This is a genomic window from Sphingomonas baiyangensis (genome assembly GCF_005144715.1).
Lineage (GTDB): Bacteria > Pseudomonadota > Alphaproteobacteria > Sphingomonadales > Sphingomonadaceae > Sphingomonas > Sphingomonas baiyangensis.
Map to the genome: position 1 here is coordinate 1,699,717 of NZ_SWKR01000002.1, position 14,005 is coordinate 1,713,721.

Annotated in this window: 14 protein-coding genes; 2 read left to right on the forward strand and 12 right to left on the reverse strand. The window is 67.9% G+C overall.

The features are described 5' to 3' along the window. Positions 1 to 20: 20 nt before the first annotated feature. The 7 genes from FBR43_RS11505 to FBR43_RS11535 all read right to left on the reverse strand — a co-directional run bounded on the left by FBR43_RS11505 (position 21) and on the right by FBR43_RS11535 (position 5,339). Complete coding sequence (locus FBR43_RS11505; protein WP_169542585.1) at positions 21 to 653, reverse strand: F0F1 ATP synthase subunit B family protein; 633 nt, start codon at positions 651 to 653, stop codon at positions 21 to 23. Then, positions 646 to 1,137 (reverse strand): F0F1 ATP synthase subunit B family protein, encoded by a 492-nt coding sequence (locus FBR43_RS11510; RefSeq protein ID WP_136943256.1) that lies wholly within the window; start codon positions 1,135 to 1,137, stop codon positions 646 to 648. The genes FBR43_RS11505 and FBR43_RS11510 overlap by 8 nt, the downstream gene beginning before the upstream one ends. Positions 1,138 to 1,188: 51 nt before the next feature. Next, on the reverse strand, positions 1,189 to 1,416 hold the full coding sequence (locus FBR43_RS11515) for a F0F1 ATP synthase subunit C (protein ID WP_096343951.1): 228 nt from the start codon (positions 1,414 to 1,416) through the stop codon (positions 1,189 to 1,191). A gap of 55 nt (positions 1,417 to 1,471) precedes the next feature. After that, the gene (locus FBR43_RS11520; protein WP_249276559.1) at positions 1,472 to 2,278 is read right to left on the reverse strand and encodes a F0F1 ATP synthase subunit A; all 807 of its coding nucleotides are present in this window, start codon (positions 2,276 to 2,278) and stop codon (positions 1,472 to 1,474) included. Between the two features lie 20 nt (positions 2,279 to 2,298). Next, positions 2,299 to 2,613, reverse strand: coding sequence for an AtpZ/AtpI family protein (locus tag FBR43_RS11525; protein ID WP_136943257.1), 315 nt, complete (start codon positions 2,611 to 2,613; stop codon positions 2,299 to 2,301). A 163-nt stretch (positions 2,614 to 2,776) separates the two neighbouring features. Next, a complete protein-coding gene (gene treF, locus FBR43_RS11530) occupies positions 2,777 to 4,330 on the reverse strand; it encodes an alpha,alpha-trehalase TreF (protein ID WP_136943258.1) in 1,554 nt (517 codons plus the stop codon). Between the two features lies 1 nt (position 4,331). After that, the gene (locus FBR43_RS11535) at positions 4,332 to 5,339 is read right to left on the reverse strand and encodes a fumarylacetoacetate hydrolase family protein (protein ID WP_136944183.1); all 1,008 of its coding nucleotides are present in this window, start codon (positions 5,337 to 5,339) and stop codon (positions 4,332 to 4,334) included. A 146-nt stretch (positions 5,340 to 5,485) separates the two neighbouring features. Between FBR43_RS11535 and FBR43_RS11540 the strand changes: the two genes are divergently transcribed. Beyond that, the gene (locus tag FBR43_RS11540; RefSeq protein WP_136943259.1) at positions 5,486 to 8,866 is read left to right on the forward strand and encodes a PAS domain-containing protein; all 3,381 of its coding nucleotides are present in this window, start codon (positions 5,486 to 5,488) and stop codon (positions 8,864 to 8,866) included. Between the two features lie 42 nt (positions 8,867 to 8,908). Continuing rightward, on the forward strand, positions 8,909 to 10,198 hold the full coding sequence (locus FBR43_RS11545; RefSeq protein ID WP_136943260.1) for an adenylosuccinate synthase: 1,290 nt from the start codon (positions 8,909 to 8,911) through the stop codon (positions 10,196 to 10,198). Between the two features lie 54 nt (positions 10,199 to 10,252). On the opposite strand, the gene FBR43_RS11550 is transcribed toward FBR43_RS11545, so the two are convergent. The 5 genes from FBR43_RS11550 to FBR43_RS11570 all read right to left on the reverse strand — a co-directional run bounded on the left by FBR43_RS11550 (position 10,253) and on the right by FBR43_RS11570 (position 13,996). Further along, positions 10,253 to 10,519 (reverse strand): hypothetical protein, encoded by a 267-nt coding sequence (locus FBR43_RS11550; protein WP_136943261.1) that lies wholly within the window; start codon positions 10,517 to 10,519, stop codon positions 10,253 to 10,255. 98 nt (positions 10,520 to 10,617) lie between these two features. Beyond that, a complete protein-coding gene (gene aroC, locus FBR43_RS11555) occupies positions 10,618 to 11,709 on the reverse strand; it encodes a chorismate synthase (RefSeq protein WP_136943262.1) in 1,092 nt (363 codons plus the stop codon). Next, complete coding sequence (locus tag FBR43_RS11560; RefSeq protein WP_136943263.1) at positions 11,706 to 12,236, reverse strand: GNAT family N-acetyltransferase; 531 nt, start codon at positions 12,234 to 12,236, stop codon at positions 11,706 to 11,708. The genes aroC and FBR43_RS11560 overlap by 4 nt, the downstream gene beginning before the upstream one ends. Beyond that, positions 12,237 to 13,040, reverse strand: a complete 804-nt coding sequence (gene fabI / locus FBR43_RS11565) for an enoyl-ACP reductase FabI (protein WP_136943264.1) — start codon at positions 13,038 to 13,040, stop codon at positions 12,237 to 12,239. It lies immediately after the preceding gene. Next, entirely contained in the window at positions 13,037 to 13,996 is a 960-nt protein-coding gene (locus tag FBR43_RS11570) for a YihY/virulence factor BrkB family protein (RefSeq protein ID WP_249276560.1), read from the reverse strand. Before FBR43_RS11570 ends, fabI begins: the two co-directional genes overlap by 4 nt. Positions 13,997 to 14,005 lie beyond the last annotated feature (9 nt).

Consider the following 14,005-nt stretch of genomic DNA (forward strand, 5'->3'; position numbering starts at 1 on the left):
CCGCGCGACTCTGCTGGAACTCAGTTCGGCCGGTTGAGGCCCGCGATCGTGCGATCGACGAGCGCGCGATCGGCCTCGGCGCCATGCTTGTCGGCGATGATCGCGGCGGCAGCCTTGGCGGCGGCATCGGCCGCACGGATGCGCACGTCGGCGATCGCCTGGCGTTCGGCCGCGGCGATCTTGTCCTCGGCCATGCGCGTCCGGCGCTCGACGAGTTCGGCGGCGTCGGCCTCGGCCTTGGCGCGGATCGCGCGGGCATCGTCCTCGGCATGCAGCACCATCGCCGCCGCGTCGCTCTCGACGCCGGCGAGGCGCGCGGCATATTCGGCGCGCAGCGCCTCGGCCTCGGCGCGAAGCTGCTTGGCTTCGTCGAGCCGCGAGCGGATCGCAGCGATCTGCCCGTCGAGCATCCGTCCGACCAACCTGGGCACGCCCTTCCACAGCAGCAGCGCGATGAACACCGCCATTGCCAGCGACACCCAGCCAGTGGGATCGAGGAACAGCGCAGTGGGGTCGGCGTGCGGGACTTCCTCGCCCTGGCTGACGATCGCTGCCTCGCCCGTTTCGGGCATCACCATCATGTTGGCGGCCTCGCCGAGCGATTCGGGCGCGGGCGTGTTGTCGATGCCCGTCTGCACGGTGGGATTAGCCATGGAGCACTGCCCTTACGGCGCCCTGCGCCTCGCTTTCGGAAACCGGCGCACCCGAGAGACGTGCGACGATGTCGCGCGCCGCATCGGCAGCGACGGTCTCAATCTCGCCGGCTGCTGCGCGCGAAGCCTCGGCGATTTGCGCTTCGGCCGCCGCGACGCGGGCGGCGTGCTGCGCATCGGCGGCGGCGAGCGTCGCTTCGCTCGCCTTGGCCGCTTCGGCCTGCGCCGCCGCGAGCTTGCGCCGCGCGGTCTCACGCGCGGCATTTTCCTTGATGCGCCACGCCTCTTCCGAAGCATCGGCTTCGGCGCGCGCCTTTTCGGCAGCCGTCAGATCGCCCGCGACCTGATCGTCGCGCGCGTCCATCGTCGATTGGATGCGCGGCACCATGCCGCGCCCGATGATGAAGAAGGCAAGCCCGAACGTCAGCAGCACCCAAAAAAGCTGGGATGCGAACGTTGCGGTTACCTGTTCGATCTGAGGCATGTTGGTTCCTCACGGCCGCACCCCGCCCCCGGGGCGGGGAACGGCGTGTTGTCAGGCGACGAAGATCAGCAGCACGGCGACGACGAACGCCAGCAGGCCGAGAAGCTCGGCGGCCGCGAAGCCGATGAACATGTTGCCCTGCTGGCCGGCAGCGGCCGACGGATTGCGCAGCGCACCTTCGAGGAACGCGGCGAAGACGTTGCCCACGCCGAGCGCGGCGAGACCCGCACCGATTGCGGCGAGACCGGCACCCAGCAGCTTGATTGCGTCAGCTTCCATTGTTCAACTCCCAGAGAAATAGTGGTTCGAGAAAAAAGGGATCGGCTCTACCCGATCAGTGGTGATCGTGCAGATGCTCGGCATCGTTGATGTAGAGCGACGTGAGCAGCGCGAAGACATAGGCCTGCACGCCCGCCACCAGCACTTCGAGCGCCGACACGCCGACCATCAGCGCGAAGCTGGGGATGCCGACGCCCAGCCCGGTCACGGCACCGGCATTGGCGGCGTTGACGACGAAGCTGGCCAGCACCTTCAAGAGGATGTGGCCCGCGGTCATCGCGACGAACAGCCGCAGCGCCAGGCTGAACGGGCGCACCATGAACGACACGAACTCGATGGGCGCGACGAGCAGCAGCACCGGGATCGGCGTGCCCTTGGGCGCGAACAGGCTGAAGAATCTGAGACCATGCTTGGCGAAGCCGACGATCAGCACGATCGAGAAGCTCATGATCGCCAGCACGCCCGTCACGGTGAAGTGGCTGGTGAAGGTGAATGGATGCAGCCCGACAAGACCGAGCGGAAGCAGCCCGAGAAGGTTGGCGAACAGGATGAACATGAAAAGCGTGAACACATAGGGCACATATTTACGCCCCGCCTTGCCGATGTTCTGCGCCAGCAGCTTGTCGATGAAGCCGACGAATCCCTCGACCATCATCTGGCCGCGCGTGGGCACCAACTGGCGCTTCATGCCCATCAGCATGAACGCCCACAGCCCCACCAGCGCGGCGACCATGAACATCGCCGAGTTGGTGAAGGCGATCGTCTGGCCACCGATGGTGAACATGTCGGCGATCGACTGCACCTCGAACTGGTGCATCGGATCGATGGAGCCCTGTTCCTGCGTCGCCACTGCCGTTCCCATTTGACCAAAGCGCCCGAAGACTACTTCGGGCGCTTGCCTGAAATCCGAATGATGTTCCTGAACGCGCTGACGATGCCCAGGGCAAGCAGCACGAGCAGGAGCCATGGCGAGGTGCCGAGAAAATAATCGAGCGTTCCCCCGATCACCGCACCGCCGACCATTCCCCCGATGAGTTCCGCCAGCACGCGATTGCCCAGACGATAGCCATCCCCTTGCGGGGCGCTCTCGCCTGATCGCCGTGCCTCCTCCGATTTCGCACGCGCGAGCCGCTCGTTCAGCGACTCGATTCGTGCGTCCTCGGGCAAGGGGTCCGGTCCGGGCTGGTTCTCGGTCATTCCTTCGTTCCCCCTGCCTCATGCGGGCGGGTCGAACGCCGGGTGCCGAGGGCCAGCCCCGCCAAGGCACGCGCCGCTTAGGATGGGGGGCCGATCAAGTCAACTATGTGGCAAGTCGGCCATATGGCAGGCCGGCTTTGTGGCCACCGCGCCGCGGCCGCGTTTAGTTACCGATGCCCCAGCGCGCCATCATCGCGCGCGTGACGCCGTTGGTCCAGCCGAAGCCGTCCTGCAACGGATATTCGCCGCCCCCGCCCTCGCGGCTGTCCTCGACGTCGTATTTCTCGACCAGTTTTCCGCTCGCGGCATAGCCGCGCTGCACCGTGCCGACCCAGGCGACCGCGATGCGGCGCGCCGGCGCGTCATGGCCATAGGCCAGCAGGCCATCGGCCGCGATCCATTGCAGCGGTGCCCAGCCATTGGGCGAATCCCATTGCTGGCCGGTCCGCACGAGCGTGGTGCGCAGTCCGCCGGGCGCGATCAACCGCGCGTCGATCGTCGCCGCGACGCGCGCGGCTCGCGCCGGCGATGCCAGCCGGGTGAAAAGCGGATAGGCGGTCGCCGCGCTCAAGCCGTCGCGCTGGCGGCGCGTGGGCAGATGCCAGTCGCCATAGCGGCCGCCCGCCTCGTCCCAGAGCCAGCGCTCGACCGCGGCGCGGCGGCGATCGGCCCGCGCATCGAACGCCGCCTCGCAATCGCGCGCCAGCGCGGCGCAGCGATCGGCGATATCGCGTTCCATCCCATAGAGCAGCGCATTGAGATCGACGGGCACCAGCTCGGTCGTGTCGATGCTCGCCAGATCGCGCCCGTTCGCAAGCCAGCGCGACGAGAAGTCCCAGCCGCTTTCGGCGCCTGCGCGAAGGTGGCGATAGACCCGTGCGGCCGGACGTCCGCTCGCGCGCGCCGTCTCCACGTCCTCGCGAAAGCTCTCGTCGCGCGGGGTATCGCGGTCATCCCACCAGCGGTTGAGCAGGGCACCGTCGGGCATCCGCACCACGCGCCCGCCCTGCATACAGAAACGATGCTCGGCGATCAGCGCATCGAGCCGGCGCGCGAGTATGTCGCGGTCCGTCGCGCGCGAAAGCCCCATCATCAGATACAGGAAAGGCGGCTGCGAGCGGCTGAGATAATAGGTGCGCGCGCCATTGGGGACGCGGCCATGCGCCTCGACCAGCCCGACAAACCCGTCGATCATGCCTTCGATCAGGTCGTGGCGCCCGTCCTCGGCGAGGCCGAGCATGGTGAAATAGCTGTCCCAGTAATAGATTTCGCGAAAGCGACCGCCAGGCACGACGTGACGGCCAGCAAAAGCGAGTGCCGACTCACCCTCGACCGCGACGACGGGCGGCCGCGCGAGTTCGTCCCACAAGGCGCGGATATGCGCGAGAATTGGCCGGCGCGGACGCGCCGGCTGGTCGGCCACAGGAGCGGGCTCGGCGGGCAGATCGAAATTGGCGCGCACGAACGCGCGCAGCGCGTCGTCGCTCCATGTCGCTCGCGCGCGATAGTCGGCGAGGATCGCCGCCGGGGCGCGGCGCGGCACCGCATCGACGAAGGTCTTGCCGTCGGCAAACAGCCGCCGCATCTGAACCGCCTCGAACAGCGGGCCATAGAGATCGGCAGGCGTCGCAAGCTTTGCGGCGGGCGGCGAAGATGCGGGCGGCGTGGCGCAGCCGGCAAGCGCCGCCAGCGCAAGACCCGCCGCCGCCCGCCGCATGTCAGGCCGCCTCGACGGTCTGCTCGATCGTGCCGAAGATCGGATGGTGGCGATCGTCCTCGGCCCAGATACGCACGGTATCGCCCGCCTTGAGGAACGGCGTTTCGGCCTTGCCGCCGTTGATCGTCTCGACGGTGCGCAATTCGGCGAGGCACGAATAGCCCACGCCGCCCTCGGCGATCGGCTTGCCCGGACCGCCATCGGCGTCGCGGTTGGAAACGGTGCCCGAGCCGATGATCGTGCCGGCACCCAGCGCGCGCGTCTTCGCCGCATGAGCGATCAGCGTGCCGAAGTCGAAGGTCATGTCCTCGCCCGCTTCGGCGCGGCCGAACGGCTTGCCGTTGAGGTTGACCATCAGCTTGCGGTGCAGCTTGCCGCCCTGCCACCAGTCACCCAGCGCGTCGGGCGTGACGAACACGGGCGAGAAGGCGCTGGCGGGCTTCGATTGGAAGAAGCCGAAGCCCTTGGCGAGCTCGCCGGGAATGAGGTTGCGCAGCGACACGTCGTTGGTGAGCCCGACCAGCCGGACGCTGGCGAGCGCGTCGGCGGCGCCGGTGCCCTGTGCGACATCACCCGTCACCACCACCACCTCGGCCTCGAGATCGCAGCCCCAGCTCTCGTCGGCAAGCGGGATCGGGTCGCGCGGGCCGAGAAAACCGTCCGAGCCGCCCTGGTACATCAGCGGATCGTGCCAGAAGCTCTCGGGCATCTCGGCGCCGCGCGCCTGCCGCACCAGCGCTACGTGGTTCACATAGGCCGATCCGTCGGCCCATTGATAGGCGCGCGGCAGCGGCGCGGCGGCATGGCGCTCGTGAAAGCGCATCATCGGAATGACTTCATGCTCCAGATCGGTGGCAAGATTGCGCAGATCGGCCTCGACCCGGTCCCAATCGTCGAGCGCGGCCTGCATCGTCGGCGCGATATGCGCGGCGTCGGCGCACCAGGCGAGATCGTTGGACACCACCACCAGCCGCCCGTCGCGACCATGTTTGAGGCTCGCCAGTTTCATCGTGTCGCTCTCCAATGCTGTTGCGGCATCCATAACCCCCGGCCGCGCGAAGTCGAGCCGCGCGGCGGCCATTGACAGCAACGCACGCTCCCCGCATCGCAGCGCATATGTTCTCCGGCCTGAAATTCCTGGACCATCCGGGCGAAATGGCCGGCCGAATCCGCGACATGAACTGGACGGGCCATCCGCTAGGACCACCCGAAGGCTGGCCACAGGCGCTGCGCTTCGCGCTCAACCTCGCGCTCGCATCGAGCTTTCCGATGGCGGTCTATTGGGGGCCGCAGCTCCACCTTTTCTACAACGATGCGTGGCGCTTCATTCCCGCCGATCGCCACCCCTGGGCGCTGGGGCGGCCCGGCCGCGAGGTGTGGGCCGATATCTGGGACGTGGTGGGGCCGCAGTTCGACGCCGCGATGCGCGACGGCACGCCGTTCGCGAGCTTCGACCAGTTGCTGATGATGGAGCGCGACGGCACGCCCACCGAAACCTACTGGAATTATTCGGGCACGCCGATCCGCGATGAATATGGAACGGTCGTCGGCATCCTCAATCAGGGCAACGAGACGACGCGGCTGGTGCTTGCAGAGCGCGACCGGCGCGCCGAGAGCGAGCGGCTGCGCGAACTGTTCCAGCAGTCGCCGGGCGCGGTAGCGCTGCTCACCGGCCCCGAGCACGTGCTCGAGCTGGCCAACGACACCTATCTGCAACTAGTGGGGCGGCGCGACATCGTCGGCCAGCCGATCGCCGTGGCGCTGCCCGAAGTCGTGGCGCAGGGCTTTGTCGATCTGCTCGACAATGTCCGTTCCACCGGCAAGACCTATCGCGCCTGGGCCGCGCCGATCATGCTCGCGCGCGCGGGCGACGGCGTGCTCGAGGAGCGGCTGCTCGATTACGTCTACCAACCGATCCGTGACGCCTCGGGCGCGGTACAGTCGATCTTCGTCGAAGCCAATGACGTCACCGAGCAGGCGGTTGCCGAGCGGGCGCTGCGCGAAAGCGAGGCGCGGCTGCAACTGGCGCTCCAGGCGTCGCAGGGCGTCGGCATCTGGGACTGGGACGTGGTGAACGACCGCGTCACCGCCGATGCGGGCTTCGCGCGGCTCTACGGCACGCCCGAGGATGCCGCCGTGCAGGGCGCGCCGATCACGAACTTCTTCAACGCCATCCATCCCGACGACGCCGAGCGCGTACGTGCGGCGATCGACCACACACTGCTGACGGGCGATGCATTTGCTGAGGAATATCGGCTGGTGCAGCCCGACGGATCGGTACGCTGGGTTGCGGCACAGGGCCGCGCGATGCGCGACGAACATGGCGCGATGGCGCGCTTCCCCGGCGTGACCTTCGACATCACCAACCGCAAGCAGGCCGAGGACGCGGCGCGCGCGGCGGCCGAGGAACTGCGCGCCGCCACCGAGACGCAGGCGTTTGTCTATTCGCTCGCCGAGCGTCAGCGCGCGCTCGAGACGCCGCAGGCGATCATGCGCTTCACTGCCGCTGCGCTCGGACGCCGGCTCGATGTCGATCGCGTCGGCTTCTACCGCGTATCGGGCGACCGCGTCGAATATGGTCCTTGCTGGACGGGCGGCGCATTGCCGCCGATGCGCGGATCGCGTGCGGTGGACGAGATCGGCGAGGCGCATGTGGCGCGCTACCGCAGCGGACGCACGCTGGTATTTGCCGATGCCCGGCGCGACCCGACATTCGCGGGATCGTCGATTGCGACCGTCACGACTTCGGGCATCGGCGTACCGCTGCTGCGCGGCGGCGAATGGGTCGCGTCGATGTACGTCAATCACGGCACTGCGCGCGACTGGTCGGACGAGGAAGTCTCGTTCGTCGAGGCGGTGGCCGAAATCTCGTGGGACGCCGTCGAGCGCGTGGTCGCGACTGCGGCGCTGCGCGAAAGCGAGGCCAAGTTCCGCGCGATCGCCAACTCGATCGACCATATGGTCTGGTCGGCGCGCGCCGATGGGCGGTTCGACTATTTCAACGATCGCTGGATGACCTTCGTCGGCCCGCTCGACCTGCCGCGCGAGGGCGATGGCTGGCTGGGCGCGCTGCACCCCGACGATCGCGACGCTGCGCGCGCGGCGTGGCACGCATCGCTCACGACGGGCGCATCGTTCCGCTGCGAATATCGGCTCACCCACGCGCCCAGCCACGGCTATCGCTGGGTGCTCGCACAGGCAAAGGCGGTGCGCGAGCCCGATGGCAGCATCAGCCGCTGGTTCGGCACCTGCACCGACATTCAGGAGATCGTCGACGCGCGCGAAGTGCTGACGCGATCGCGCGAGGAGCTCGAACGCGCCGTCGAGGAGCGGACCGCGCAGCTGATGGCTGCCGAAGAACAGTTGCGCCAAGCGCAGAAGATGGAAGCCGTCGGCCAGCTGACGGGCGGCATCGCGCATGACTTCAACAACATGCTCGCGGTCGTCATCGGCGCGCTCGACCTGCTCGAGCGGCGGCTGAAGGCGGGATCGCACGATGTCGACCGCTATGTGCTTGCCGCGCGCGACGGGGCGACGCGTGCCGCGGGGCTTACCCAACGGCTGCTGTCCTTCGCGCGGCAGACGCCACTGGCGCCACGCCCTGTCGATGCCGACCAGATGGTGCTCGGCATGCTCGATCTGCTCAACCGCACGATCGGCGACCACATCACCGTAAGTACCGAGCTGCGCGGCGGCGGCGCCAGCGCGATCGCCGACCCATCGCAGCTAGAGAATGTCGTGCTCAACCTCGCAGTCAACGCGCGCGATGCAATGCCGGGCGGCGGCACGCTGACGATCCGCACCGCGCGGATCGGCCTCGACGCTCCCGCCGCGGCGCGCTTCGGCATCACGCCCGGCGACTATGTGCGGCTGTCGGTGACCGATACGGGTGCGGGCATGTCGCCCGAAGTCGCCGCGCGGGCGTTCGAGCCGTTCTTCACCACCAAGGGCGTCGGCAAGGGGACCGGGCTTGGGCTCAGTCAGGTTTTCGGCTTCGTGCGCCAGTCGGGCGGACATGTCGAAATCGCCTCGCGACCCGATGAGGGCACCAGCGTGCATGTCTATCTGCCCGCCGGCGGCGATCCCGCCATCGCCGATCGCGCAACGCTCGAAGCGGCCGAAGCGCCGCGCGCGCGCGCGGGCGAGACGATCCTCGTGGTCGAGGACGAGGAGCGGCTGCGCAACTTCTCGGTCGAGGCGCTGCGCGACCTCGGCTATGTCGTGTCGCATGCCGCTACCGGCCGCGCGGCGCTCGAGCTGATCGACGCGGGCCAGCGGCCGACGCTGCTGTTCACCGATGTGGTCATGCCTGAGATGGCGGGTACGCAGCTGGCGGCCGAGGCGCGCCGCCGCATGCCCGATCTGCCGGTGCTGTTCACCAGCGGCTATACGCGCGACGTGGCGCCTGCCGACGTCGCCGAGCTGCACGAGGCGCTGCTGCCCAAGCCCTTCGACCTCAATCAGCTGGCCGAGCGCGTGCGCGCCGCGATCGATGGCGCGGCACATGCGGTGGACGCGGGGCACGGCGCGCGATAGGACGCGCGCGGTTTTCAAACGCGCAGCGAAGGACGCATCGGCTTGGGCAATGTGGCGGTAATCGGCGCACAATGGGGCGACGAAGGCAAGGGCAAGATCGTCGACTGGCTCGCCGAGCGCGCCGATATCGTCGTGCGCTTCCAGGGCGGCCACAATGCTGGCCACACGCTGGTGGTGGGCGATGCGGTGTACAAGCTGTCGCTGCTGCCCTCGGGCATCGTGCGTGGCACGCCGAGCGTCATCAGCAACGGCGTGGTGCTCGATCCGTGGGCGCTGCGCGACGAGGTCGAGCGGCTGCGCACGCAGGGCGTGCAGGTCACGCCCGATACGCTGATGATCGCCGATACCTGTGCGCTCATCTTGCCGTTCCACCGCGATCTCGACGCGCTGCGCGAGGATGCTTCGGGCGCGGGCAAGATCGGCACGACGCGCCGCGGCATCGGTCCGGCCTATGAGGACAAGGTGGGCCGCCGCGCGCTGCGCGTATGCGACCTTGCGCATCTCGACGATCTGGGTCCGCAGCTCGATCGCGTCGCGGCACATCACGACGCACTGCGCGCGGGCTTCGGCGAAGCGCCCGTCGACCGCTCCGCGCTGATCGACGCATTGCGCGAGATCGCCGGGTTCGTGCTGCCCTTCGCGCAGCCCGTCTGGCGCATGCTTGGTGAAGCGCGCGCGCGCGGCCGGCGCATCCTGTTCGAGGGCGCGCAGGGCGTGCTGCTCGACATCGATCACGGCACCTACCCCTTCGTCACCTCGTCGAACACGATCGCCGGCACTGCGGCGGGCGGATCGGGGTTGGGGCCGGGTGCGGTCGGCTTCGTGCTGGGCATCGCCAAGGCCTATACGACGCGCGTCGGCTCGGGCCCCTTCCCCACCGAGCTCGACAACGAGACGGGCGAGCGGCTGGGGACGCGCGGTCGCGAGTTCGGCACCGTCACGGGGCGCAAGCGCCGCTGCGGCTGGTTCGATGCGGTGCTCGTGCGCCAGTCGGCGGCGGTGAGCGGCATCACCGGCATCGCGCTCACCAAGCTCGACGTGCTCGACGGCTTCGACGAGGTGCGCATCTGCACCGGCTATCGGCTGGGTGACACGATGCTCGACCATTTCCCCGCGCATGCCGCCGATCAGGCGCGCGTCGAGCCGGTGTACGAGACGATCGAGGGCTGGCACGAGACGACTGCCGGCGCCCGCAGCTGGGCCGAGCTCCCGGCGCAGGCGATCAAATATATCCGCCGGATCGAGGAGCTGATCCAGTGCCCTGTGGCGCTGGTGTCGACCAGCCCCGAGCGCGAGGATACGATCCTCGTGCGCGATCCCTTCGTCGATTGACAAAAAAAGGGGCCCGACGTTTCGGTCGGACCCGCTTTTGCGAGCCTGATGATATCAGGCGTCGGGGGTCGGTGTCGGCTCGGGTTCGGGCGACGTCTCGGTATTGGTCGTGTCGGTCGTCGTGTCATCGGGCGTCGGTGCAGTCGAATCCTGCATGCTGTCGGGCGTCGTCTCGGCCGGCACCTGCTGATTGTCCATCGCCTGGTTGACCGGCGTCTGCTGCGTCGGCGTGGTCGTGTCCTGTGCGGGCGGAACTTCCTGCGCAATCGCGATAGTCGAGCCGGCGATGGCGATAAGTCCTGCAATGATCTTGGTACGCATTTTGGCGTTCTCCGGTAGTTGCGACATTGTGTCCGGTGAACGTCTAGTTGGGTATTCGGCCGCAAACGGCAAATCGGTTCGTCGCGCGATTCGAACGGCTACGTGTTCAACTGTGCCGCATTGCCGCCACATTGCGCGCGGTGGAGCAGTTTCTGGTCGGCCAGCACGAGCGCAACCATCGCCTCGACCACCGGCACGCCGCGAATCCCCACACAGGGATCGTGACGGCCCTTGGTAGTGATCTCGGCAGCCTCGCCTTCGCGCGTGATCGTTTCGACGGGCGTCAGGATCGAACTTGTCGGCTTGAAGGCGCAACGCAGGCGAACGGACTGGCCCGTGGCGATACCGCCCGCGATGCCGCCGGCGTGATTGGCCAGAAAGCTCGGCCCGTCAGTGCCGGGGCGCATCGGATCGGCATTGGCCTCGCCGCTCAGCGCCGCGGCGGCGAAACCGTCGCCGATCTCGACGCCCTTGACCGCGTTGATCGACATCACCGCCGCCGCCAGCTCGCTATCGAGCTTGGCGTAAAGCGGCGCCCCCCACCCTGCGGGCACGCCTGTCGCCTCGCACGCTACCACCGCGCCGAGCGACGAGCCCGCCTTGCGCGCATCGTCGACCAGCCTCTCCCAGCGCTGCGCGGCGGCGGCGTCGGGGCAGAAGAACGGATTGCGGTCGATCTCGCCGGCATCGAACGCGGCATGGTCGATCGTGTCGCCGCCAATCGCCTCGACCCAGGCAGTGATCGTCACTTCGGGGATGACCAGCCGCGCCACCGCGCCTGCCGCCACGCGACTGGCCGTCTCGCGCGCCGACGAACGCCCGCCGCCGCGATAGTCGCGAAAGCCATATTTGGCGTCATAAGCATAATCGGCATGGCCGGGGCGATAGGCCACGGCGACTTCGGAATAATCCTTCGATCGCTGGTCGACATTCTCGATCATCAGGCTGATCGGCGTGCCCGTGGTCCGCCCTTCGAAAACGCCCGAGAGGATGCGCACCGCATCGGGCTCGCGGCGCTGCGTGGTGAAGCGCGAAGTGCCGGGGCGCCGCCGGTCGAGCCAGGGCTGGATGTCGGCCTCGGCAAGCGCTATTCCCGGCGGGCACCCGTCAACGACGGCACCGATCGCGGGGCCGTGGCTCTCGCCCCAGGTGGTGAAGCGGAACACCCGGCCGAAGCTGTTCCAGCTCATGCGCCCTCCCCCGCTCCCGCCAGCGCCGCGAACGCCCGCGCATGGGCCGCATGGCCGCGTACGCCGCATGGCATACCTGCCGATTGCAGCGGCAGCACCATCAGATGCTCGCCGGCATAAGGACTGTCGAACCCCTTGGCCCAGTCGGCGTCATAGCCGAAGCGCCGGTAATAGCCGCGATCGCCCAGCACGAATGCCAGCACATAGCCCGCGCGCTCGAGCATATCGTGCCCCGCCGCGATCAGCATCTCGGCGATTCCCTGCCGTCGCCAGCCGGGCAGCGTGGCGACCGGCGCCAGCGCCACGGCGGCGACCGCGCGACCGTTCACCGCCACGTCCATGCGGCTGAACGCCGCCATGCCGACGACACCGCTCTCGGCTTCGTCATGCGCGACCATCGTCAGCACCATGTCGCCATCGATGCACAGCCGTTGCACCAGCATCGCCTCGTCGGCAGCGGGGAAGCTCGCGCGCAGCAGCGCATCGATGCCGGGCACGTCGTCCGGCTGGGCGGGCCGGATTTCCATTCAGGCCAGCGCGATGTCGGGCGCGTCCTCGGCCTTCATGCCGATGACGTTGTAGCCGGCATCGACATGGTGGATCTCGCCCGTCACGCCGCTCGCCAGATCGCTCAGCAAATATAGGCCCGCGCCGCCGACATCGTCGATCGTCACGTTTCGCCGCAGCGGCGAATTGAGCTCGTTCCACTTGAGGATGTAGCGGAAGTCGCCGATCCCCGATGCCGCCAGCGTCTTGATCGGCCCGGCCGAAATGGCGTTCACGCGGATATTCTCCGGCCCCATGTCCATCGCCAGATACTTCACCGATGTATCGAGCGCCGACTTCGCCACGCCCATCACATTGTAGTGCGGCACGACCTTTTCGGAGCCGTAATAGGTGAGTGTCAGGAGCGCCCCGCCATCGGGCATCATCGCGCGCGCGCGCTGTGCCACGGCGGTGAACGAATAGACGCTGATGTTCATCGTCATCAGGAAATTGTCGAGGCTGGTGTCGTAATATTTGCCGCGCAGCTCGTTCTTGTCCGAAAAGCCAATCGCGTGGACAACGAAATCGATCGTCTCCCACCGCTCCCTGAGCGTCGCGAAGGCGGCATCGAGCGACGCCATGTCGCTCACGTCGCATTCGAACAGGAAGTCCTGCCCCAGCTGCTCGGCCAGCGGCTTGACGCGGCGTCCCAGCGCCTCGCCCTGATAGCTGAACGCCAGTTCGGCGCCGTGTTCGGCGAGCTTCTGCGCTATGCCCCAGGCAAGCGACCGATCATTGGCGAGCCCCATGATGAGCCCGCGCTTGCCCTGCATCAATCCCGTCACGACGCCTTGTCCTCCGTCTGGTCGTGGGGCGCCTCTAGCCCGTTTTCAGGAACTTCCGCCAGTGCCGCGTTCAACTCGGCCCCGATCACCACCCCCAGGCCAATGATGAAGAAGAAGATGAGCGCGATCATCACGCCGGCAAGGCTGCCATAGGTGAGATCATAGTTGCCGAGTGACCCGAGCGCCACGGGCAGCAGCGCGGTCGTGCCCATCCACCAGATCGTCACCAAAGCGGGGCCGGGCCATTTGGGGCATTTCGACCAGCGCCACCGCGCCGGCGTGAGCGAATAGAACAGCATGTAGAGCGCGCCGAACAGCGCCAGCGCCGGCGCAATGCGCGTCAGCGAGACGATCTGCGCGACATCGCCGGCAAAGGGCAGCAGGCGCACGATGAACGCCTCGACGCCCGCCAGCACGACCGAGAAGCTGAACGCCACCATCACCAGGATGACCGAGGCGATGATGAGCCCGATCGAGCCCAGCCGATATTCCCAAAACGGCCGCGACATGGTGACGCCGTACGCCTGGCGCAGGATCAGCCGCACCGTCTCGATAAAGCTCGCCGTGGTCCACAGGCCGACGATCACGCCGAACCAGAGCAGCGAGCCCGAGCGCGCCGCAAGCACATCGGTGATCGGCTTCTGGAGCAGTTCGGCAACGTCGGGCGGCACCGTCTGCAAAAAGGCGTTGAGCGCCTGCAATCCGTCGCCGGTGCGGCCGAACAGCCGCGCGATCGAGGCCGCGACGATGAAGAACGGGAACAGCGTCAGCAGCGAGAGATAGGCGAGGTTTCCAGCATGCGTGAAGCCGTCATTATAGGTGCCGATCGCCACGCGCTTGAGCACCTCGAGCGCGCGATCGCCGATGCCGAGCTGCGCCAGGCGCCGCCGCATGGGGCTGCGCGCGCGCGCCTCGGGCGTGTGATCCGCCGGCGGCACTGCATCGGGTTCGTCCACGCCGTTGCG

Excerpts from the sequence above, each read along its gene's own strand:
- FBR43_RS11505 (WP_169542585.1), bottom strand. The coding sequence starts at position 653 with ATGGCTAATCCCACCGTGCAGACGGGCATCGACAACACGCCCGCGCCC.
- FBR43_RS11510 (WP_136943256.1), bottom strand. The coding sequence starts at position 1,137 with ATGCCTCAGATCGAACAGGTAACCGCAACGTTCGCATCCCAGCTTTTT.
- FBR43_RS11515 (WP_096343951.1), bottom strand. The coding sequence starts at position 1,416 with ATGGAAGCTGACGCAATCAAGCTGCTGGGTGCCGGTCTCGCCGCAATC.
- FBR43_RS11520 (WP_249276559.1), bottom strand. The coding sequence starts at position 2,278 with ATGGGAACGGCAGTGGCGACGCAGGAACAGGGCTCCATCGATCCGATG.
- FBR43_RS11525 (WP_136943257.1), bottom strand. The coding sequence starts at position 2,613 with ATGACCGAGAACCAGCCCGGACCGGACCCCTTGCCCGAGGACGCACGA.
- treF (WP_136943258.1), bottom strand. The coding sequence starts at position 4,330 with ATGCGGCGGGCGGCGGCGGGTCTTGCGCTGGCGGCGCTTGCCGGCTGC.
- FBR43_RS11535 (WP_136944183.1), bottom strand. The coding sequence starts at position 5,339 with ATGAAACTGGCGAGCCTCAAACATGGTCGCGACGGGCGGCTGGTGGTG.
- FBR43_RS11540 (WP_136943259.1), top strand. The coding sequence starts at position 5,486 with ATGGCCGGCCGAATCCGCGACATGAACTGGACGGGCCATCCGCTAGGA.
- FBR43_RS11550 (WP_136943261.1), bottom strand. The coding sequence starts at position 10,519 with ATGCGTACCAAGATCATTGCAGGACTTATCGCCATCGCCGGCTCGACT.
- aroC (WP_136943262.1), bottom strand. The coding sequence starts at position 11,709 with ATGAGCTGGAACAGCTTCGGCCGGGTGTTCCGCTTCACCACCTGGGGC.
- FBR43_RS11560 (WP_136943263.1), bottom strand. The coding sequence starts at position 12,236 with ATGGAAATCCGGCCCGCCCAGCCGGACGACGTGCCCGGCATCGATGCG.